Below are 18,717 nucleotides of genomic sequence, written 5' to 3' on the forward strand. Positions count from 1 at the left end.
GGTCCGCAGCCCCACGCATCAGGTTCCCCGCATGTTCGAGTCCCTCACCCAGCGCCTCTCCGGCACCATCGAGCGCCTGCGCGGCCGCGGCCGGCTGACCGAGGAGAACATCCGCGAGGCCACCCGCGAGGTGCGCATCGCCCTGCTCGAGGCCGACGTCGCCCTGCCGGTGGTGCAGGCCCTGATCGAGCGCATCAAGGTGCGTGCGGTCGGCCAGGAGGTGCTGAAGTCGCTGACCCCGGGCCAGGCCCTGATCAAGGTCGTGCGCGACGAACTGACCGCGGTCATGGGTGCCGCCGCTTCCGACCTCAACCTCAACGTGCCGGCCCCGGCCGTGGTGCTGATGGCCGGCCTGCAGGGCGCGGGCAAGACCACCACCGTCGGCAAGCTCGCGAAGCTGCTGAAGGAAAAGCGCAAGAAGAAGGTGATGGTGGTCAGCGCCGACGTCTACCGTCCGGCCGCGATCGCCCAGCTCGAAACGCTGGCGAAGCAGGTCGACGTGCGCTTCTTCCCCTCCGAGGCCTCGCAGAAGCCGGTCGAAATCGTTCGCGCGGCGATCGAGGACGCGAGGAAGTCCTTCATCGATGTTCTGCTGGTCGATACCGCAGGCCGCCTCGCCATCGACGAGGCGATGATGGCCGAGATCAAGGCCCTGCACGCCGCGGTGAACCCGGTCGAGACACTGTTCGTGGTCGATGCCATGACCGGCCAGGACGCGGCCAACACGGCGAAGGCGTTCAGCGAGGCGCTGCCGCTGACCGGCGTGGTGCTGACCAAGACCGACGGCGACGCCCGCGGCGGCGCCGCGCTGAGCGTGCGCTACATCACCGGCCGCCCGATCAAGTTCATCGGCACCGGCGAGAAGGTCGACGGCCTGGACGTCTTCCATCCCGACCGCATCGCCAGCCGCATCCTCGACATGGGCGACGTGCTGTCGCTGGTCGAGCAGGTGGAAAGCCAGGTCGACAAGGACAAGGCGCAGAAGCTTGCCGAGAAGGTCGCCAAGGGCAAGAAGTTCGACTTGAACGACATGCGCGACCAGCTCGAGCAGATGCAGGGCATGGGCGGCATCCACGGCCTGATGGACAAGCTGCCGGGCATGGGCCAGATCCCCGACGCGGTGAAGAACCAGGTCACCGGCAAGGAAGTGCCGCGCATGGTCGCGATCATCAACTCGATGACGAAGAAGGAGCGCCGCAACCCGGCGCTGCTCAACGGCTCGCGCCGCAAGCGCATCGCCGCCGGTTCCGGCGTGACGCCCGCCGATGTCAACAAGCTGATGAAGCAGTACCAGCAGATGGAAAAGATGATGGGCAAGCTGGGCCGCGGCGGCATGAAGGGCATGATGCGCGGCCTGCAGGGGATGATGGGCGGGCGCGGCGCGATGCCGTTCCGCTGAGCGTCGCTGCTGGCGTGGCCGGAACGCGTCCGCCAGTCGATACCGCTGCTGCCGGTGACGCCCCTGCGGCGGCCGGCCACTTCACCACGATGCAGGTGCGCGGCGGCGCGGTCCAGGGCCTGGACCTGCACCTTGCGCGGCTGTGCGATGCCACGATGGAACTGTTTGGCGCGAGCCTCGACGAAGGCGCGCTGCGCGCGCGTCTGCGGCAGGTGCTGGACGCGGATGGCGGCCACGCCGAAGCCTGCACGCTGCGGGTTGCGGTGCGCGCCGGGCCGGTCGGCGGCACTGGCGTGGTGATCGATGCCGGTATCGATATCGAGCCTCCGCGCGAGCCCGGTGCCGCGGCCCTGCGGCTGTGCAGCCATCGAGGGCTTCGCGAACGCGCGACCCTGAAGCACCTGGCCATCGGCCCACAGCTGGAAGCGCGCCGCGCCGCACAGGCGGCGGGCTTCGACGATGCCTTGCTGGTCGACGCCGACGGGCGCATCGCCGAAGGGACGTTCTGGAACATCGCCTTCCTGCACGGGGACGGGCTCGTCTGGCCGGATGCACCATCCCTGGACGGCGTGACCCAGCGGCTGCTGCAGGAGGCGCTGGCGAGGGCCGGAGTGCCACAGCGCAGGGAAGCGGTGCGACTCGACGCGCTCGACGCTTTCCGCGCCGCTTTCGCACTCAACTCGCGCGGTATCCAGGCGGTCGCATCAGTCGACGGCCGTGCCTTCGAAGGAGACGGCGGCTTCGGCGCCCTGCTGCGGGAGCTGCTCGCCGCCCGCCCCTGGCAGCGACCCTGAAGCGGCGGGGCTCGCGCGGGCCCGGGCGGGTGGCAGGGGCGGGGGAAGATGTACCCGTGGGTACAGTTTTCCGGGGAAATAGGTACCCCGGGGTATCGCAGCCCCCGGATCTTGGCTACAATTCCCGGCTTACCTCGCCATCCTGGCGACTGGGCAACACGAGAAAGCACCATGGTCAAGATCCGCCTCACCCGCGGCGGCGCCAAGAAGCGCCCCTTCTACCACATCATCGTCACCGACTCGCGCAGCGCGCGCGACGGTCGCAACATCGAGCGCGTGGGTTACTACAACCCCGTCGCCCAGGGCGCCGAGCAGCGCGTGGTGCTGGACACCGCCCGCGTCGACCACTGGGTCTCGCAGGGCGCGCAGCTGACCGACAAGGTCCGCAACCTGTACAAGGAAGCGGCCAAGACCGCAGCGGCCACCGCCGCCTGATGCCCGGGCCGCGCCTCCGCGCGCGGCCGCATCCCGCATCATGGACACCCAAGGGCGCCGCATCCTGCTGGGCAGGGTCCACGGCGCCTTTGGCGTGCGTGGCGAGCTGAAGCTCGAATCCTTCACCGACCCGGCACGGGCCATCTTCCGCTACCAGCCCTGGATCCTGCGCGACGCGCAGGGCCGGGAGCGCGAGCTTTCGGGCGCGCGCGGCCGCGAGGGCGGCAAGGGCCTGGTGGCGACGATCGAGGGCATCGAGGACCGCGACGCCGCCGAGGCCATGCGCGGCACCGAGGTCTGGGTCCCGCGTTCGGCGCTGCCGCCGCCGGCCCCGGGCGAGTACTACTGGGTCGACCTGGAAGGCCTGCGCGTGGCCAACGTCGAGGGCGTCGACTTCGGCACCGTTTCGCACCTGTTTTCCACCGGTGCCAACGACGTGCTGGTCGCGCGCGGCGACCGCGAGCGGATGATTCCCTTCGTGACCCCGGACTACGTGGTCTCGGTCGACTTCGAGGCCGGCCTGGTCACGGTCGACTGGGATCCGGAGTTCTAGGCGATGCGCTTCGACATCGTCAGCCTGTTCCCCGATTTCGTGGCCCAGGTCGCCGGCCACGGCGTGGTCGGGCGCGCCGCCGAGCGCGGCCTGCTGTCGCTCACCGGCTGGAACCCGCGCGACTATGCCGAGGGCAACTACCGCCGCGTCGACGACCGCCCCTTCGGCGGCGGCCCCGGCATGGTGATGCTGATCGACCCGCTGCGCGCGGCCCTGGCCGCGGCCCGTGCCGCCGATCCGGCGCCGGCGCGCGTGGTCTACATGAGCCCACAGGGGCGGCCGCTGGACCAGGCGAAAGCCCGCGAACTGGCCGCGCTGCCGCGCCTGGTCCTGCTCTGCGGCCGCTACGAGGGCGTCGACGAGCGCCTGCTGGCGGCCGAGGTCGACGAAGAACTGTCGATCGGCGACTACGTGCTGTCCGGCGGCGAACTGGCCGCCGCGGTGGTGGTCGACGCCGTGGCCCGGCTGCTGCCCGGCGCCCTGAACGACGCCGAATCCGCCGCCCAGGACAGCTTCGAGCCGCCGGCGGAGGGGGAGGGCGGCCTGCTGCTGGACTGCCCGCACTACACCCGCCCGGTCGAGCATGAACTCGGCGCCGTGCCGCCGGTGCTGCTGTCCGGCAACCACGCCGGGATCGCGCGCTGGCGCCGCCAGCAGGCCCTGCTGCGCACCTGGCAGCGGCGCCGGGACCTGATCGATCCCGCCACGCTGTCGAAGGCGGACCGGCGCCTGCTGGACGAGGCGCTGGCCGAGGCCGGCCTGCCCCCGTCCGCGGGCGCGCAGGGCGCGGCCTAAGCCCCTAGCGCACAAGGAAAAAATCGCGCTACAATGCGCGGCTAGCTATCACCACGCCAAGACGCGGGTCCACGTGCACTCGCGCTACAACAGCCCACAGGGCACTACCAACAGGCAACCACCACCATGAACAAGCCCTCGCTCAACACGCTGCTGCAGAACTTCGAGACCGAGCAGGTCACCCGCCAGCTCCCCGCCTTCGGCCCCGGCGACACCGTGATCGTCAACGTCAAGGTCAAGGAAGGCAACCGCGAGCGCGTCCAGGCCTACGAGGGCGTGGTCATCGCCAAGAAGAACGCCGGCCTGAACTCCTCGTTCACCGTGCGCAAGATCTCCCACGGCTATGGCGTGGAGCGCGTGTTCCAGAACCACAGCGCCGCGATCGACTCGGTCGAGGTCAAGCGCCGTGGCGCCGTCCGCGCCGGCAAGCTGTACTACCTGCGCGAGCTCGAGGGCCGCAAGGCGCGCATCAAGGAAGACCTGGCGGGCAACGCCAAGGCGCGCGCCAAGGCTGCCGCCGAAGCCGCCGCCGCGGCCGAATCGGCCGAGTAAGCCATCGCAGCACCGCGCTTCGCAGCGCACCGCCGGACGGCCGCCCCAGGGCGGCCGTTCGCGTTTCCGGGGAGTGGCCTGCGGACAGCGTCCGGGACGCGGCAGCGGGAAGGGCAGGGCAGGGCGGCGGCGCTAGAATCCGCGCATGGTGCAACAGGCAGGTGAACCGGGCCGCGAGGCCGGCGTCCGTATCGACGTGTGGCTCTGGGCCGCGCGCTTCTTCCGCACGCGCACGCTGGCGAAGCAGGCGGTGGACACCGGCAAGGTCGAAGTCGGCGGCCAGCGGCCCAAGGCCTCGCGCACGGTGCGCGTGGGTGACGCCCTGCGCGTGGTGCGCGGCGAGCAGGTGTTCGAGATCGAGGTGCTGGGGCTTTCTGACGACCGCGGCCCGGCGCCGGTCGCGCAGCAGCTCTACCGTGAATCGGATGCGTCGATGAAGGCGCGCGAGGAAGCGGCCCTGGCGCGCCGCGCCGCCCGCGACGGCTACCGGCCGCCGGAGCACCGCCCCGACAAACGCGCGCGGCGGCTGATCCGCGCGCTGGGGGACATCGACGCGAGCTGAGACGGAGCGAAAAAAGCCGCGGCTCCTGATGGAACCGCGGCTTCGACTACCGCGTTCGAGGCAACTGGCGAGGCTGCGCCGTCCGCCGTCGGGACCTCAGTCGAGGCTGTTGGGCGAATCCTCGCCCGCGAAGGCGCCGAGCTTGCGCAGCGCGGCCTCGACGCCCGCGCCGTAGGCCGGATCGGCCTTGCTGCAGTTCTCCACGTGGCGGCGCTTGATGAAGTCCGGCGCATCGCCCATGGCGCGGGCGGTGTTGTCGAACAGCAGCTGCTGCTTCTCCGGGGTCATCAGGCGGAACAGGTCGCCGGGCTGCTTGTAGTAGTTGGCATCGTCGTCGCGGAAGTTCCACCAGTCGGCGTCGCCGGTGATCTTCAGCGGCGGCTCGCGGAACTGCGGCTGCTCCTGCCACTGGTTGAAGCTGTTGGGCTCGTAGTGGGGCAGGCTGCCGTAGTTGCCGTCGACGCGGCCGATGCCGTCGCGGTGGTTGCTGTTGACCGGGCAGCGCGCCTTGTTCACCGGGATCTGCTGGTAGTTGGTGCCCAGGCGGTAGCGCTGCGCGTCGGCGTAGTTGAACAGGCGCGATTGCAGCATCTTGTCCGGCGAGGCGCCGATGCCCGGCACCAGGTTCGACGGCGCGAAGGCGCTCTGCTCGACGTCGGCGAAGAAGTTCTCCGGATTCCTGTTGAGCTCGAACTCGCCGACCTCGGTCAGCGGGTAGTCGCCCTTCGGCCAGACCTTGGTCAGGTCGAAGGGGTGGTAGGGCACCTTCTCGGCCTCTTCCTCCGGCATGACCTGCACGTACATCTTCCACTTCGGGAAGTCGCCGCGCTCGATCGCCTCGTACAGGTCGCGCTGGTGGGTCTCGCGGTCGTTGCCGACGGCTTCGGCCGCTTCGGCATCGCTCAGGTTCTCGATGCCCTGCTGGGTGCGGAAGTGGAACTTCACCCAGTAGCGCTCGCCCTTCTCGTTCCAGAAGCTGTAGGTGTGCGAGCCGAAGCCGTGCATGTGGCGGTAGGACTTCGGGATGCCGCGGTCGCTCATCACGATGGTGACCTGGTGCAGGGCCTCGGGCAGCAGCGTCCACCAGTCCCAGTTGTTGGTGGCCGAGCGCAGGTTGGTGCGCGGGTCGCGCTTCACCGCCTTGTTGAGGTCGGGGAACTTGCGCGGGTCGCGGATGAAGAAGACCGGCGTGTTGTTGCCGACCATGTCCCAGTTGCCTTCCTCGGTGTAGAACTTCAGCGCGAAGCCGCGGATGTCGCGTTCGGCGTCGGCCGCGCCGCGTTCGCCGGCCACGGTGGTGAAGCGGGCGAACATCTCGGTCTGCTTGCCGACCTTGGAGAAGATCGCGGCGCGGGTGTACTTCGTGATGTCGTTGGTGACGGTGAAGGTGCCGAAGGCGCCCGAGCCCTTGGCGTGCATGCGGCGCTCGGGGATCACCTCGCGCACGAAGTTGCCGAGCTTCTCGTGCAGCCAGACGTCCTGCGACAGCAGCGGGCCGCGCGGTCCTGCGGTGAGGCTGTTCTGGTTGTCCGGCACCGGCGCACCGAAGTCGGTGGTCAGGTGGGTGACGGGGCACTTCTTCGGGGCGTTGTCGGAGGGCTTGCTCATTGCGCTGGCTCCTGGGTTCAGGTGGCTGACGAGGGTCTGCGATCGACTCTATGTCCGCCCGATAGAAAGGTAAAATCGAATAATGGGAATCGATCGATAGTGTTTCTCTATCGGATCGGACTCACTTCTTGCCGAACAGGCCGCCGAGCTTCATCAGGTCGCCGATGCCGAGCTGGCCGTCGCCGTCCTGGTCGAGCACCGCGCCGAGCAGGCCGCCGCCGAGCCCGCCCTGCTGGCGGATCTGCTGCTGCTCCTGGCCGAGCAGGCCGCCCAGCGCCTGCGCGCCGCCGCCGGGCTGCGACGCGCCGCCGGACATCATCCGCTTGGCCAGGTAGGCCATGACGATCGGCGCCAGCATCTTCAGCAACTGGCTGGCCTGGCCCTGGCCAAGGCCGGTGGCCTGGGCCACGCCGGTTTCCGCGCGCGCCTGCTGGCCGCCGAAGATGTGGCCGAGGATGCCGGCACCGTCGGCCTGGCGGGTCTGGCCGCCACCGCCGAGCACCGCGCCCAGCACGCTGCCGATGTCGACGCCGGCATGGTCCTTCTGCAGCGCGCCGAACAGCGCCTGCGCGCCCTGCGGCTGGCTGGCGTTCCTGCCGAGCGCACCCATGAGCAGCGGCAGGGCAGCGCTGATCGCGGCCGAGGACTGCTCCTGGCTGATGCCGAGCTGCTGGGCGAATTGGCTGGTGGGCGCGCCCTGGAGCTGGGCGGCAAGGTCTTCGGTGAGCGTGGCCATGTCGGGGACTCCGGTCTTCGGGACTCCCGATGGTACGCGCGCCCGACGGCGGCGTGGCTGCTGTCAGCCCTGCGGCGGGCCGTCGATGCGGCGCGCCCAGTCCTCGACCTGGCTGGAGGCCAGCCGGCGCTCGACCAGCTTCCGCCACGAGGGCACCAGCGGCAGTTCCAGGGCTTCGGCCAGCTGCCCGGGATCGAGCACGCGGTCGGCGAGCAGGCGCATCAGCCGACGCAGCGGCCACGCCGGCCAGGGGCGTTCGAGCAGGACCAGCGCGTCGCCGGCCTGCGCGCTGCCGGGCTGCGGCACGCGGTAGTACCAGCCCGTGCGGCCGGTGTCCTGGACGCGGCGCGCCATGTCGCGCACGCCGAAGCGGTCGTTGAGCTTCCAGCACGGCTGCCGGCCCTGGCTGACTTCCAGCACCGCATCGCCGAGCGCATAGCGGTCGCCCAGGCAGACCGTGCCTTCGTCGAGGCCGTGGCTGCTGATGTTCTCCCCGAAGGCGCCGGGTGTCGCCAGCAGCGGCAGTTCGCCGAGCTCCGCGCGCCAGGCGGCGTAGTGGTCGAAGGGGTAGTGATGGACGGCCTTGTCGACGCCGCCGTGCACGCGCAGGTCGCCCTGTTCGTCGCCTTCCAGGCCCAGTTCGCCGATGCGCACGCGGCCGCTGCGCGGCGACTTGGCGATGCCGCTGCGGCTGCCGGGGCGCGTGTAAGGCAGGGCGACGCCGGTGAGCAGGGCGTCGATGCGCGTGGCCACGGCCGGTTGCCCGTCGCCGCCGGCAGCGTCGCAGGCGGCGCGATCCGCGGGAACCGGCCCGCTCATGACAGCGCCTTGAGCCGGTACAGTGCTTCCAGCGCCTGCTTCGGCGTCAGATCGTCGGGATCGATGCCGGCCAGCGCCTCCAGGGCCGCCGACGAGGACGCAAACAGGCCGAACTGCTGCGGCGCATCCAGCGCTTCCGCCGACAGTGGCGGCGATGCCGCCGGCCCCTGCTGCTCCAGCTCGGCCAGCCGCGCGCGCGCCTGCCGCAGCACCGGCTTCGGCAGGCCCGCCAGCGCCGCCACCTGCAGGCCGAAGCTGCGGTTGGCCGGGCCGTCCTTGACCGCGTGCATGAACACCAGGGTGTCGCCCCCGCTCCTGTCGGTATGTTCGACCGCGTCGAGATGCACGTTGGCGATGCCGCTGCCCGGCGTGGCCAGCGCGGTGAGTTCGAAGTAGTGCGTCGCGAACAGGGTGTAGCAGCGGTTGTGCTCCGCCAGGTGGCGCGCGCAGGCCTCGGCCAGCGCCAGGCCGTCGTAGGTCGAGGTGCCGCGGCCGATCTCGTCCATCAGCACCAGCGACTGCGCGGTGGCGTGGTGGAGGATGTGGCTGGTCTCGCTCATCTCGACCATGAAGGTCGACTGGCCGCGGGCCAGGTCGTCGCCGGCGCCGATGCGGGTGAGGATGCGGTCGATCGGCCCGATGCGCGCGGCGCTCGCCGGCACGAAGCTGCCGATGTGCGCCAGCAGCACGATCAGCGCGTTCTGGCGCATGTAGGTGCTCTTGCCGCCCATGTTCGGGCCGGTGACCACCAGCATGCGGCGGTCGTCGCCAAGCACCAGGTCGTTGGGCTCGAAGGGCTCGTCGCGCACCGCCTCCACCACCGGGTGGCGGCCGCGCTCGATCTCCAGGCAGGCCTCGTCGACCAGCTCCGGGCGCGACCAGTCGAGGGCCTGCGCGCGCTCGGCGAGTCCGGCCAGTACGTCAAGCTCGGCCAGCGCGCCGGCGCAGCGCTTCAGCGACTCCAGGTGCAGGTTGAGTTCGTCCAGCAGTTGCTCGTACAGCAGGCGCTCGCGGGCCAGGGCGCGCTCGCGCGCGGACAGCACCTTGTCCTCGAAGCCCTTCAGCTCCTCGGTGATGTAGCGCTCGGCGTTGGCCAGGGTCTGGCGGCGGGTGTAGTGGGTTGGCGCCTTCGCCGCATGCGCCTTGCTGATCTCGAGGTAATAGCCGTGGACGCGGTTGTAGCCGACCTTGAGCGTGGGAATGCCGCTGGCCTCGCGCTCGCGGGCCTCGAGGTCGACCAGGAACTGGTCCGCGTTCGTCGACAGCCGCCGCAGCTCCGCGAGTTCGGTGTCGAAGCCATCGGCGAAGACGCCGCCGTCGCGCGCGAGCACCGGCGGCTGCTCGACCAGGGCGTCGGCCAGCAGCGCCGCCTGTGCGACATGTTCGCCCAGGCCTTCGACGAGCCTCTGCAGCCGAGGCGAGTCCACCGGCGAAAGCAGTGCGCGCACATCGGGCAGCATGCCCAGCGCGTCGCGCAGCGTGGACAGGTCGCGCGGCCGCGCCGAGCGCAGGGCGATGCGCGACAGGATGCGCTCGACGTCGCCCAGCCCGCGGAAGCGCTCGCGCAGGTCGCGCTCGCTGCCGCTGTCGATGAGCGCGGCCACCGCGTGCTGGCGCTGGCCGACCACCGCGCGGTCGCGCAGCGGTCGGTGCAGCCAGCGCCGCAGCAGGCGCCCGCCCATCGGCGTCACCGTGGAGTCGAGCACGCCGAGCAGGGTGTGCTTCTGCTCGCCGTCGATGCGGGTGTCGAGCTCGAGGTGGCGGCGGGTGGCGGCGTTCATCGCGATGGCGCCGTCGCTGGACTCGACCGCGATCGAGGTCAGGTGCGGCAGGCGCTGCTTCTGCGTCTCCTCCACGTAGCCCAGCAGCGCGCCAGCGGCGGCGATGGCCAGCGGGCGCTCGTCGATACCGAAGGCGGTGAGGTCGTGCAGGCCGAAGAACTGCAGCAGCTGGCGACGGCCGCTGTCGGCGTCGAACAGCCAGGGCGCGCGCCGGCGCACGCCGCCGCGGCCGGTGGCGAAGGCGGGCCAGCCTTCCTCGTCGGGCAGCAGCAGCTCGGCGGGATCCAGGCGCGCAAGCTCGGCTTCGAGCGCGTCGTCGCCGGCGACCTCGTTGGCGAGGAAGCGGCCGCCGGCCAGATCGGCCCAGGCCAGGCCGTAACCCGACTTGCCGCGCGCGACGGCGAGCAGGAGCGTGTCGCGGCGCTCGGACAGCAGGGCTTCGTCGGTCACCGTGCCGGGAGTGACGATGCGCACCACCTTGCGCTCGACCAGGCCCTTGCTCGCGGCCGGATCTCCGATCTGCTCGCAGATCGCCACGCTCTCCCCCAGCGCCACCAGGCGCGCGAGGTAGCCCTCGGAGGCGTGGTGGGGCACGCCGGCCATCGGGATCGGCTGCCCGCCCGAGGCGCCGCGCTGGGTCAGGGTGATGTCGAGCAGCTTCGCGGCCTTGCGGGCGTCGTCGTAGAACAGCTCGTAGAAGTCGCCCATGCGGAAGAACAGCAGCACGTCGGGGTGCTCCGCCTTGGCGGCGAAGAACTGCTTCATGAGCGGGGTGTGTTCGGGCGTCTTGTCCAGCGTCGTTCGTCCGGCGGTCGGGCGCGCGGTCGGGCGCGCCGGACCCCGGATTGTACCGGCCGGGGTGGCCCGGCGAGGGTGCATACGCAGGCGTCCGGAATTGTGCTAGCGTCCGTCGCAAGGCTGCGGTACCGCAGCACCGGGCCAGTCCCCCACGCAGGCCCGGTGCGTTCCGCCATGTTCTTCCATGGCGGCGGTCGCGCCGAAAACCGATGACTCAACCAGACTCGTCACGTAGGGGGACACCCATGGTCTCAGGCCATCCGCAACGCCACGCGCTCGCCGTCGCGCTCCTCGCCATCCTCGCAAGCCCCGCCCTGGTGTCCACGGCGCATGCCCAGGACGCAGAACCGGCAGCCAACGAACAACCCACCACGCTTGCCGGCATCACCGTCACCGCGCAGAAGCGCGAGGAGGCGCTGCAGGACGTGCCGATCTCGGTCACTGCGCTCGACGAGCAGCTGCTCCAGGACACCGGCATCCGCGACATCAAGGACATGCAGATCCTGGTGCCCGGCCTGACCGTGACCAGCACCCAGAACGAGGCGATCACCACCGCGCGCATCCGCGGCATCGGCACCGTCGGCGACAACGTCGGCCTGGAGTCGTCGGTGGGCGTGGTGATCGACGGTGTCTACCGCCCGCGCAACAGCGTCGGCTTCGGCGACCTCGGCCAGCTGGAGCGGATCGAGGTGCTGAAGGGCCCGCAGGGCACGGTGTTCGGCAAGAACACCTCCGCGGGCGTGATCAACGTGGTCACCCGGCGCCCGAGCTACACCCAGAGTGCCGAGGCCGAGATCACCGCCGGCAACTACGGTGCGATGGGCGTGGCCGGCAGCTACAACGATGCCCTCGGCGACCAGGCGGCGTTCAGCGTCTACGCGGCCAAGCGCAAGCGCGACGGCTGGATGGACGTGGAGACCGGCAACGGCCCGCGCACCGAGGACAAGGACTACGACCAGGACTTCCACACCCTTCGCGGCAAGCTGCTGTTCGAGCCCACGGAGAACCTCGACATCCTGTTTTCGGGCGACTTCACCAGCCGCGACGAGAACTGCTGTACTGCCGTGCAGACCGTGGTGGGCCAGAGCGCCCTGGTGCTCAACGCCGTGGCCGGCCGGCAGGCGGTCGCCGCGCCCGGCGACGATCCGTTCGACCGCGTCGCCTACAGCAACCGCCCGACCACGCAGAAGATCAAGGACAGCGGCGTGGCCATGGAGATCAACTGGGAGCCGGGCTGGTTCGGCGGCGCGACCCTGACCTCGATCACCGCCTCGCGCGAGTGGGAGAGCATCAACGGCCTCGACTACGACTTCAGCACCGCCGACATCCTCTACCGCAACCCGACCGAGGACGAATCCTTCACCGGGTTCGAGACCTTCAGCCAGGAGTTCCGGCTGACCGGGTCCACCGAGCGGGTGGACTGGATGTTTGGCCTGTTCTATTCCGACGAAGACCTGACCCGCCGCGAGACCTACCGCATCGGTCCCCACTACGAGCCCTACGTGTCGTCGCTGATCGGCAACCTGGTGCTGGGCGCCATTGCTCAGCAGCTGGCGCCCCTGCAGATCCCGGTCGACATGTCGAACCCGGCGCTCTTCGTGTCCCAGGTCAGCGGGCAGCCCTTCGGCACCAACTTCGCCGGCCTGGGCGCCAACGACCGCTACAAGCAGAACTCGGAAAGCCTGGCGCTGTTCACCAACAACACCTGGCACGCGACCGACGCGCTCGACCTCACCCTGGGCCTGCGCTACACGCGCGAGAAGAAGGAGCTGCACTCCGACTACAGCAACCCCAACGGCAGCATCGGCTGCGGATCGATGCTGGCCAACCCGGCCGCGCGGGTGGGCGGGGCGCTGTACCAGCGCATCCCGGGGCTGGCGATGCTGCCTCCGGAAGTCCAGGCCCAGATCATCGGCGGGGCGGCCAGCCAGATCATCGGCTATTCCTGCCTGCCCTGGGCCAACGCCCTGCACCACGGTCGTTCGACCCTGCAGGAAACCGACGACAAGGAATGGTCCGGCACGCTGAAGGCGGCCTACCGCTGGAACGACAACGTGATGACCTACGCGTCGTTCGCCCGCGGCTACAAGGGCGGCGGCTTCAACCTCGACCGCGTGCAGTCGGCCGACGGCAACTCGGAGAGCGGCGCGGGCATCATGCCGGTCAACGACACCTCGTTCGCGGGCGAGTTCGTCGACAGCTTCGAACTGGGCGCCAAGACCACCTGGGCCGATGGCACGCTGCTGCTCAATGCCACGGCCTTCCACCAGGAATACGAGGACTTCCAGCTCAACAGCTTCCTCGGTACCAGCTTCGTGGTCCGCTCGATCCCCAAGGTCACCTCCACGGGCCTCGATGCGGAGCTCCTGTGGCAGCCGCGCGCCGTGCAGGGCCTGATGCTGCAGGGCGGCCTGATGTACGCGAAGACCGAGTTCGGGAGCAACATCCCCGGCCCCGACTTCGTCGAGGGCACGCCGTTGAGCACCTCCGGCGCGCTGTACAAGCTGCCGGGCGCCACGATGCCCTTCGCGCCGGAATGGTCCGGCTCGCTGTCGGCGACCTATGAGTGGGACTTCTCCAGCAACCTGGTCGGCCGCTTCAACATCGGCGCCAAGTTCATGGGCGACTACAACACCGGTTCGGACCTGGACGTGGAGAAGCACCAGGATTCGTACACGGTGGTCAACGCCCGCTTCGGCATCGGTCGCGCGGACAGCCGCTGGATGCTGGAATTCTGGGGCACCAACATCACCGACACCGAGTACGTGCAGGTCGGCTTCGATGGCCCGCTGCAGGCGCTGTTCCCCGATCCCGGCAACCCGTTCAACACCTACAACGCATTCCCGGCCGCACCGCGCATGTACGGCGTGACCTTCCGCGTGCGCTACTGATCTCCCCTGTGGCACTTCGGCCCGCGCATCCCTGGATGCGCGGGCTTTTTCGTGACCTCGCGGGCGCGACAGGCCCGGATGATTGCGGTACAACGGCGGCTGCCTCCCCCACGGCCCCCCCGGATGCCCACATCACTGCCTGACGACGAAGAACTGCACGAAATCGCGGTACAGATCGGCGCGCGCCTGCATGACAACCGCGACATGCTGGTCACCGCCGAGAGCTGTACCGGCGGCTGGATCGCCAAGGTCGTCACCGACATCGCGGGGTCGTCCGCATGGTTCGACTGCGGCATGGCCGTCTACAGCTACGAGGCCAAGCAGGCCCTGCTGGGCGTGCGCCCGCAGACCCTGGAGGAACACGGCGCGGTCAGCCGCGAGACCGCGATCGAGATGGTGTCCGGCGCCCTGGTGCACTCCGGTGCCACGGTTGCGGTGGCGGTGACCGGCATCGCCGGCCCCGGCGGTGGCACCGAGGACAAGCCGGTGGGCACGGTGTGGATCGCGTGGAAGCGCCGCGGCGGCTATCCGCAGGCGCAGGTGTTCGCCTTCGCCGGCGACCGCGACGCGGTGCGCAGGCAGACCGTGGCCGAGGCCCTGCGCGGACTGGAGCGGCTGTAGTGGGCCCGGCGCCATGACCATGCTCGATACGCTGGCCAGCGTCCGCGACCTCGGCCGGCTGCAGGAGATCGCCAGCGTCTTCGTGCGCCACGGTTTCGGCGACCTGGTGCGGCGCAGCGGCATGGCCGGGGTGCTCGAGCGCGCCGGGCGCCTGCTGCACTGGGAGCACGTCGAGGAGCGGCTGGAGCTGCAGCCGCCAGCCCGTCTGCGCCGCGCGCTGCAGGAACTGGGACCGACCTTCGTCAAGCTCGGCCAGGTGCTGGCCACGCGCGTCGACCTGCTGCCGCCGGAGTGGATCGCCGAGCTTGGGCAGCTGCAGAACGCGGTGCCGCCGCTGCCGTGGGAGGAGGTGCGGCCGCAACTGGTCGAGGACCTGGGCGCCGAGCCGGAGGCCGTGTTCGCGAGGCTGGAGACGGTGGCGGTCGCGGCCGCATCGCTGGCGCAGGCGCATCGCGCCTGGCTGCACGACGGCACGGCGGTGATCCTGAAGGTGCGCCGCCCGGGCATCGTCGAGGTGGTCGAGGCCGACCTCCGGCTGATGGCCCGGCTGGCGGAGGCGGTGGAATCGAAGCTGCCCGACCTGCGCCGCTATCGTCTGGTCGAAGTCGTGAGGCAGTTCCGCACGTCCCTGCGACGCGAGCTCGACTTTGCGGCGGAGTGCCGGAGCGCCGAACGCATCGCCGCGAACTTCGCCGACGACGAAGGCGTGGTGGTGCCGCGGGTGCACTGGGCGTGGACTTCGGAGCGGCTCAACGTCCAGGACTTCATCGACGGCATCCCCGCCGGCAACCTGCCCGCGGTGGACGCCGCCGGGCTGGATCGCGCGGAGCTCGCGCGCGCCGGCACCGGCATCGTGCTCAAGATGCTGCTCGAGGACGGCCTGTTCCACGCAGATCCGCACCCCGGGAACCTCTTCTTCCTGCGCGACGGCCGGATCGCGATCATCGACTTCGGCATGGTCGGCCACCTCGGCGAGCGCCGCCGGCTGGAAATCGCGCGCCTGCTGCACGGCATGGTGGTGCAGGACGCCGAGGCCGTGGCCGACATCCTGCTGGACTGGAGCATCGGCGGCGAGGTCGACGAGGAGCGGCTGGAGTCCGACACCGAGACGCTGGTCGACCGCTACCGCGGCGTGCCGTTGAAGGACCTGCGCATGGGCACGATGCTGTCCGATGCCGCGGGCCTGCTGCGTGCCCATGGCCTGGTGCTGCCGCCGGATCTGGCGCTGGTGATCAAGGCCTTCCTGACCCTGGAGGGCTTCGGCCGCCAGCTGGATCCGGACTTCGACATGGCCAGCGAGGCGCGGCCGTGGCTGGAGCGGGTGATGCTGCGGCGGTTCGCGCCCTCGGTGCTGGCGCGGCGCGGGCGCCGTGGCCTGGCGGGCATGCTGGAGCTCGGCGCCGAGCTGCCGCGCGACCTGCGCAGGCTGCTGCGCGCCGCGCGCGGCGGCCGCCTCGGGGCGCGCATCGACATCCCCACGCTGCAGGCCTTCGGCGACCAGGTCGACCGCGCGGCCAGCCGCCTGACCATGGGCGTGATCACTGCGGCGCTGATCATCGGCTCGTCGATCGTGATGAACAGCGTCGGCGGCGGGGGCAGCGGCAACGGCTGGCTGATGGCGCTGGGGGTGCTGGGCTTCGTCGGCGCGGCGGCGGCGGGGGTGTGGATCCTGTATTCGATCTGGAAGGGCGCGCACAGGCGTTGATTCCGGTGCCGGTTAGTAGTATTACTACTAACCATGGAGCTCACCGACACCCAGCAGGCCATCCTCGCCCTGATCGCCGAGCGCATCGCGGAGGAGGGCATGCCGCCCTCGCAGGCCGAGATCGCCCGCGCCTTCGGATTCAGCAGCGTCCGCGCCGCGCAGTACCACCTGGAGGCCCTTGAGGCCGCCGGTGCCATCGAGCGCGTGCCGGGGCGGGCCCGTGGCATCCGCGTCCTGCGCGCGCCGGAGCCGCCGCAGGCGGCCCTCGGGTTCGACGATGCGGCGATCGCGGGGGGCATGCCTGCAGGCTCAGCGGCCGCCGCGAACGCCGCCGACGTCCTCGAGCTTCCGGTCCTTGGCCAGGTCGCCGCCGGTCTTCCCATCGGCGCCCACGCCCCTGACGGCATGCCCGGCAGTGACCAGATGGTGCTGATGGACCGCGCCTTCTTTTCGCCGGCGCCGGACTACCTGCTGCGCGTGCGCGGCGACTCCATGCGCGACGAAGGCATCTTCGACGGCGACCTGATCGGCGTGCACCGCACCGCCGACGCGCGCTCGGGCCAGATCGTCATCGCCCGCATCGACGACGAAATCACGGTCAAGCTGCTGAAGGTCGGCAAGGACCGCATCCGCCTGCTGCCACGCAATCCCGACTACGCACCGATCGAGGTTCTGCCGGACCAGGACTTCGCTATCGAGGGGCTGTACTGCGGTCTGGTGAGGCCCAACCGGTGAGTGTGGCGGGCCGCACCGGTCCTGCCTTCGCCGCGACCGGCGGGCAAGGGATTCCCTCACCGTTGCCCGCGGCGTCGCCCGCTGCCCCGCGCGCGTCCCGAGCCCTAGTTTCAGGTCTGTGCCGCTGCGTCGCAGCCCCTGCGACCGCTGCCGGACACACTGCAGCCATTCCCGAATCCCGCAATTCCAAGCACTGAGGACACCACGATGGACGAGAACAAGAAGCGCGCGCTTTCCGCGGCCCTGGGCCAGATCGAAAAGCAGTACGGCAAGGGCTCGGTGATGCGCATGGGCGACCGCGTCGCCGAGGTCATCCCGGTGATCCCGACCGGTTCGCTGCTGCTCGACGTCGCGCTGGGCATCGGCGGCCTGCCCAAGGGCCGCGTGGTCGAGATCTACGGTCCGGAGTCCTCGGGCAAGACCACGCTCACCCTGCAGGCCATCGCCGAATGCCAGAAGCAGGGCGGCACCGCGGCCTTCATCGACGCCGAGCACGCGCTCGACCCGACCTATGCGCAGAAGCTCGGCGTCAACGTCGACGACCTGCTGGTCTCGCAGCCCGACACCGGCGAGCAGGCGCTGGAGATCGCGGACATGCTGGTGCGCTCCAACGCCGTGGACATGGTCGTGGTCGACTCGGTTGCCGCGCTGACGCCGAAGGCCGAGATCGAGGGCGAAATGGGCGACCAGCTCCCCGGCCTGCAGGCACGCCTGATGAGCCAGGCGCTGCGCAAGCTCACCGGCAACATCAAGCGTTCCAACTGCCTGGTGATCTTCATCAACCAGCTGCGCCACAAGATCGGCATCATGATGCCGGGCCAGAGCCCCGAGACCACCACCGGCGGCAACGCGCTGAAGTTCTATGCCTCGGTGCGCCTGGACATCCGCCGCATCGGCGCGATCAAGAAGGGCGACGAAATCATCGGCAACCAGACCCGCATCAAGGTGGTCAAGAACAAGATGGCGCCGCCGTTCAAGCAGGTCATCACCGAGATCCTCTACGGCGAGGGCATCAGCCGCCAGGGCGAACTGATCGACATGGGCGTGGACGCCAAGCTCGTGGAGAAGGCTGGCGCCTGGTACAGCTACGGCGACGAGCGCATCGGCCAGGGCAAGGAGAACGCCCGCCAGTACCTGAAGGAGAACGTCGCGGTGGCCGAGCGCCTGGAGGCCGAGTTGCGCGCGAAGATGGCGCCGGTGGTCACCGCCGTGGCCGAAGCCGATGAGGCCGAAGACGACGGCGACGACGCGGGCGGCGAAGGCGCCGGCAAGCGCGGCGGCCGGGCCGCCAAGGCCTGAGCATGGGCGGGGCAGGCGGCTTCGGCCCGCGGCGGCGCATCCGCGGATCCCGTGGAGGTGCCGGCGAGGGCGAGGCTGCCAATGAACGTCGACGCCGGCCGGAACCAACGCCGGCGCAGCGCGCGATGGGCCTGTTGGTCCGCCGTGAGCATTCGCGCCGGGAGCTGGCCCGCAAACTGGAAGCCCGGGGGATCGACGGTGAAGAGGCCGAGGCCACTGTCGCGCGCATGGCCGAGGCGGGCTGGCAGGACGACGAGCGCTTCGCGGCCGGCCTGGCCCGCTCCCGCGCGCTCTCCGGCTACGGCCCGCTGCGCATCCGCGCCGAGCTGGGCACCCATGGTCTGGGGGAAGACCTCATCCGGGGCGCGTTCGATGCCCTGGCGGAATCCGGCGAGGATGATTGGCGGGCCAGCGCCCGCGGCCTGGTCGAGCGGCGCTACGGCACCGGTGTGGCCGAAGACCCGGGCCTGCGGCGCAAGGCCGCTGATTTCCTGTTCCGGCGCGGCTTCGACGGCGACACCGTCCGCGCCGCCACCGCCTTCGACTTCGACGACGCCTGAAGGGGCTCGACAGGGCGGGCTGGCGGCGCTTCGGGGCACCGCCGCGGCCTGTTAACCTAGCGGGACCCGAGCGC

Annotated in this window: 17 protein-coding genes; 13 read left to right on the forward strand and 4 right to left on the reverse strand. The window is 70.4% G+C overall.

The genetic code is table 11. The features are described 5' to 3' along the window. Positions 1 to 31: 31 nt before the first annotated feature. The 7 genes from ffh (at position 32) to E2170_RS04425 (ending at position 5,090) form a co-directional block, all read left to right on the forward strand. Positions 32 to 1,399: a signal recognition particle protein gene (ffh, locus tag E2170_RS04395; protein WP_132999396.1), complete on the forward strand. Its 1,368-nt coding sequence runs from the start codon at positions 32 to 34 to the stop codon at positions 1,397 to 1,399. 14 nt (positions 1,400 to 1,413) lie between these two features. After that, positions 1,414 to 2,193: an aminotransferase class IV gene (locus E2170_RS04400; protein ID WP_279432855.1), complete on the forward strand. Its 780-nt coding sequence runs from the start codon at positions 1,414 to 1,416 to the stop codon at positions 2,191 to 2,193. 171 nt (positions 2,194 to 2,364) lie between these two features. Beyond that, the gene (rpsP, locus tag E2170_RS04405; protein WP_132999398.1) at positions 2,365 to 2,628 is read left to right on the forward strand and encodes a 30S ribosomal protein S16; all 264 of its coding nucleotides are present in this window, start codon (positions 2,365 to 2,367) and stop codon (positions 2,626 to 2,628) included. Positions 2,629 to 2,668: 40 nt separating this feature from the next. Next, on the forward strand, positions 2,669 to 3,181 hold the full coding sequence (gene rimM, locus E2170_RS04410; RefSeq protein WP_132999399.1) for a ribosome maturation factor RimM: 513 nt from the start codon (positions 2,669 to 2,671) through the stop codon (positions 3,179 to 3,181). Between the two features lie 3 nt (positions 3,182 to 3,184). Then, positions 3,185 to 3,976 carry a tRNA (guanosine(37)-N1)-methyltransferase TrmD gene (gene trmD, locus E2170_RS04415; protein WP_132999400.1) on the forward strand — a complete coding sequence of 264 codons (792 nt, stop codon included), beginning with the start codon at positions 3,185 to 3,187 and terminating at the stop codon, positions 3,974 to 3,976. Positions 3,977 to 4,102: 126 nt separating this feature from the next. Further along, on the forward strand, positions 4,103 to 4,528 hold the full coding sequence (gene rplS / locus E2170_RS04420) for a 50S ribosomal protein L19 (RefSeq protein ID WP_132999401.1): 426 nt from the start codon (positions 4,103 to 4,105) through the stop codon (positions 4,526 to 4,528). 145 nt (positions 4,529 to 4,673) lie between these two features. Next, positions 4,674 to 5,090, forward strand: a complete 417-nt coding sequence (locus E2170_RS04425) for an RNA-binding S4 domain-containing protein (protein WP_132999402.1) — start codon at positions 4,674 to 4,676, stop codon at positions 5,088 to 5,090. A gap of 96 nt (positions 5,091 to 5,186) precedes the next feature. Here E2170_RS04425 and E2170_RS04430 read toward each other — a convergent pair whose 3' ends face one another. The 4 genes from E2170_RS04430 to mutS form a co-directional block, all read right to left on the reverse strand. Continuing rightward, positions 5,187 to 6,698 carry a catalase gene (locus E2170_RS04430; protein ID WP_132999403.1) on the reverse strand — a complete coding sequence of 504 codons (1,512 nt, stop codon included), beginning with the start codon at positions 6,696 to 6,698 and terminating at the stop codon, positions 5,187 to 5,189. A gap of 121 nt (positions 6,699 to 6,819) precedes the next feature. Next, a complete protein-coding gene (locus E2170_RS04435; RefSeq protein ID WP_132999404.1) occupies positions 6,820 to 7,434 on the reverse strand; it encodes a DUF937 domain-containing protein in 615 nt (204 codons plus the stop codon). Positions 7,435 to 7,497: 63 nt separating this feature from the next. Further along, on the reverse strand, positions 7,498 to 8,253 hold the full coding sequence (locus tag E2170_RS04440) for an MOSC domain-containing protein (protein ID WP_132999405.1): 756 nt from the start codon (positions 8,251 to 8,253) through the stop codon (positions 7,498 to 7,500). Beyond that, positions 8,250 to 10,799 carry a DNA mismatch repair protein MutS gene (gene mutS / locus E2170_RS04445; protein WP_243708048.1) on the reverse strand — a complete coding sequence of 850 codons (2,550 nt, stop codon included), beginning with the start codon at positions 10,797 to 10,799 and terminating at the stop codon, positions 8,250 to 8,252. The genes E2170_RS04440 and mutS overlap by 4 nt, the downstream gene beginning before the upstream one ends. A 278-nt stretch (positions 10,800 to 11,077) precedes the next feature. On the opposite strand from mutS, the gene E2170_RS04450 reads away from it, so the two are divergent. The 6 genes from E2170_RS04450 (at position 11,078) to E2170_RS04475 (ending at position 18,643) form a co-directional block, all read left to right on the forward strand. Next, a complete protein-coding gene (locus E2170_RS04450) occupies positions 11,078 to 13,723 on the forward strand; it encodes a TonB-dependent receptor (RefSeq protein ID WP_132999407.1) in 2,646 nt (881 codons plus the stop codon). Between the two features lie 123 nt (positions 13,724 to 13,846). Continuing rightward, positions 13,847 to 14,344: a CinA family protein gene (locus E2170_RS04455; RefSeq protein ID WP_165942150.1), complete on the forward strand. Its 498-nt coding sequence runs from the start codon at positions 13,847 to 13,849 to the stop codon at positions 14,342 to 14,344. Positions 14,345 to 14,363: 19 nt separating this feature from the next. Beyond that, on the forward strand, positions 14,364 to 16,049 hold the full coding sequence (locus tag E2170_RS04460) for an ABC1 kinase family protein (protein ID WP_133000015.1): 1,686 nt from the start codon (positions 14,364 to 14,366) through the stop codon (positions 16,047 to 16,049). Between the two features lie 33 nt (positions 16,050 to 16,082). Further along, positions 16,083 to 16,784 (forward strand): transcriptional repressor LexA, encoded by a 702-nt coding sequence (gene lexA / locus E2170_RS04465; RefSeq protein WP_132999408.1) that lies wholly within the window; start codon positions 16,083 to 16,085, stop codon positions 16,782 to 16,784. A gap of 207 nt (positions 16,785 to 16,991) precedes the next feature. Next, a complete protein-coding gene (gene recA, locus E2170_RS04470) occupies positions 16,992 to 18,083 on the forward strand; it encodes a recombinase RecA (RefSeq protein ID WP_132999409.1) in 1,092 nt (363 codons plus the stop codon). 2 nt (positions 18,084 to 18,085) lie between these two features. Further along, positions 18,086 to 18,643 (forward strand): regulatory protein RecX, encoded by a 558-nt coding sequence (locus tag E2170_RS04475; RefSeq protein ID WP_132999410.1) that lies wholly within the window; start codon positions 18,086 to 18,088, stop codon positions 18,641 to 18,643. Positions 18,644 to 18,717: the final 74 nt, after the last annotated feature.

Source organism: Luteimonas arsenica, assembly GCF_004352825.1.
GTDB classification, from domain to species: Bacteria; Pseudomonadota; Gammaproteobacteria; order Xanthomonadales; family Xanthomonadaceae; genus Luteimonas; species Luteimonas arsenica.

Bases quoted from the DNA above. Each gene is read 5' to 3' on its own strand.
- ffh (WP_132999396.1), top strand. From the start codon at position 32: ATGTTCGAGTCCCTCACCCAGCGCCTCTCCGGCACCATCGAGCGCCTG.
- E2170_RS04475 (WP_132999410.1), top strand. From the start codon at position 18,086: ATGGGCGGGGCAGGCGGCTTCGGCCCGCGGCGGCGCATCCGCGGATCC.
- E2170_RS04425 (WP_132999402.1), top strand. From the start codon at position 4,674: ATGGTGCAACAGGCAGGTGAACCGGGCCGCGAGGCCGGCGTCCGTATC.
- E2170_RS04450 (WP_132999407.1), top strand. From the start codon at position 11,078: ATGGTCTCAGGCCATCCGCAACGCCACGCGCTCGCCGTCGCGCTCCTC.
- E2170_RS04435 (WP_132999404.1), bottom strand. From the start codon at position 7,434: ATGGCCACGCTCACCGAAGACCTTGCCGCCCAGCTCCAGGGCGCGCCC.
- trmD (WP_132999400.1), top strand. From the start codon at position 3,185: ATGCGCTTCGACATCGTCAGCCTGTTCCCCGATTTCGTGGCCCAGGTC.
- E2170_RS04460 (WP_133000015.1), top strand. From the start codon at position 14,364: ATGCTCGATACGCTGGCCAGCGTCCGCGACCTCGGCCGGCTGCAGGAG.
- rplS (WP_132999401.1), top strand. From the start codon at position 4,103: ATGAACAAGCCCTCGCTCAACACGCTGCTGCAGAACTTCGAGACCGAG.
- E2170_RS04440 (WP_132999405.1), bottom strand. From the start codon at position 8,253: ATGAGCGGGCCGGTTCCCGCGGATCGCGCCGCCTGCGACGCTGCCGGC.
- mutS (WP_243708048.1), bottom strand. From the start codon at position 10,799: ATGAAGCAGTTCTTCGCCGCCAAGGCGGAGCACCCCGACGTGCTGCTG.
- recA (WP_132999409.1), top strand. From the start codon at position 16,992: ATGGACGAGAACAAGAAGCGCGCGCTTTCCGCGGCCCTGGGCCAGATC.
- rpsP (WP_132999398.1), top strand. From the start codon at position 2,365: ATGGTCAAGATCCGCCTCACCCGCGGCGGCGCCAAGAAGCGCCCCTTC.
- E2170_RS04455 (WP_165942150.1), top strand. From the start codon at position 13,847: ATGCCCACATCACTGCCTGACGACGAAGAACTGCACGAAATCGCGGTA.
- rimM (WP_132999399.1), top strand. From the start codon at position 2,669: ATGGACACCCAAGGGCGCCGCATCCTGCTGGGCAGGGTCCACGGCGCC.
- E2170_RS04430 (WP_132999403.1), bottom strand. From the start codon at position 6,698: ATGAGCAAGCCCTCCGACAACGCCCCGAAGAAGTGCCCCGTCACCCAC.
- lexA (WP_132999408.1), top strand. From the start codon at position 16,083: ATGGAGCTCACCGACACCCAGCAGGCCATCCTCGCCCTGATCGCCGAG.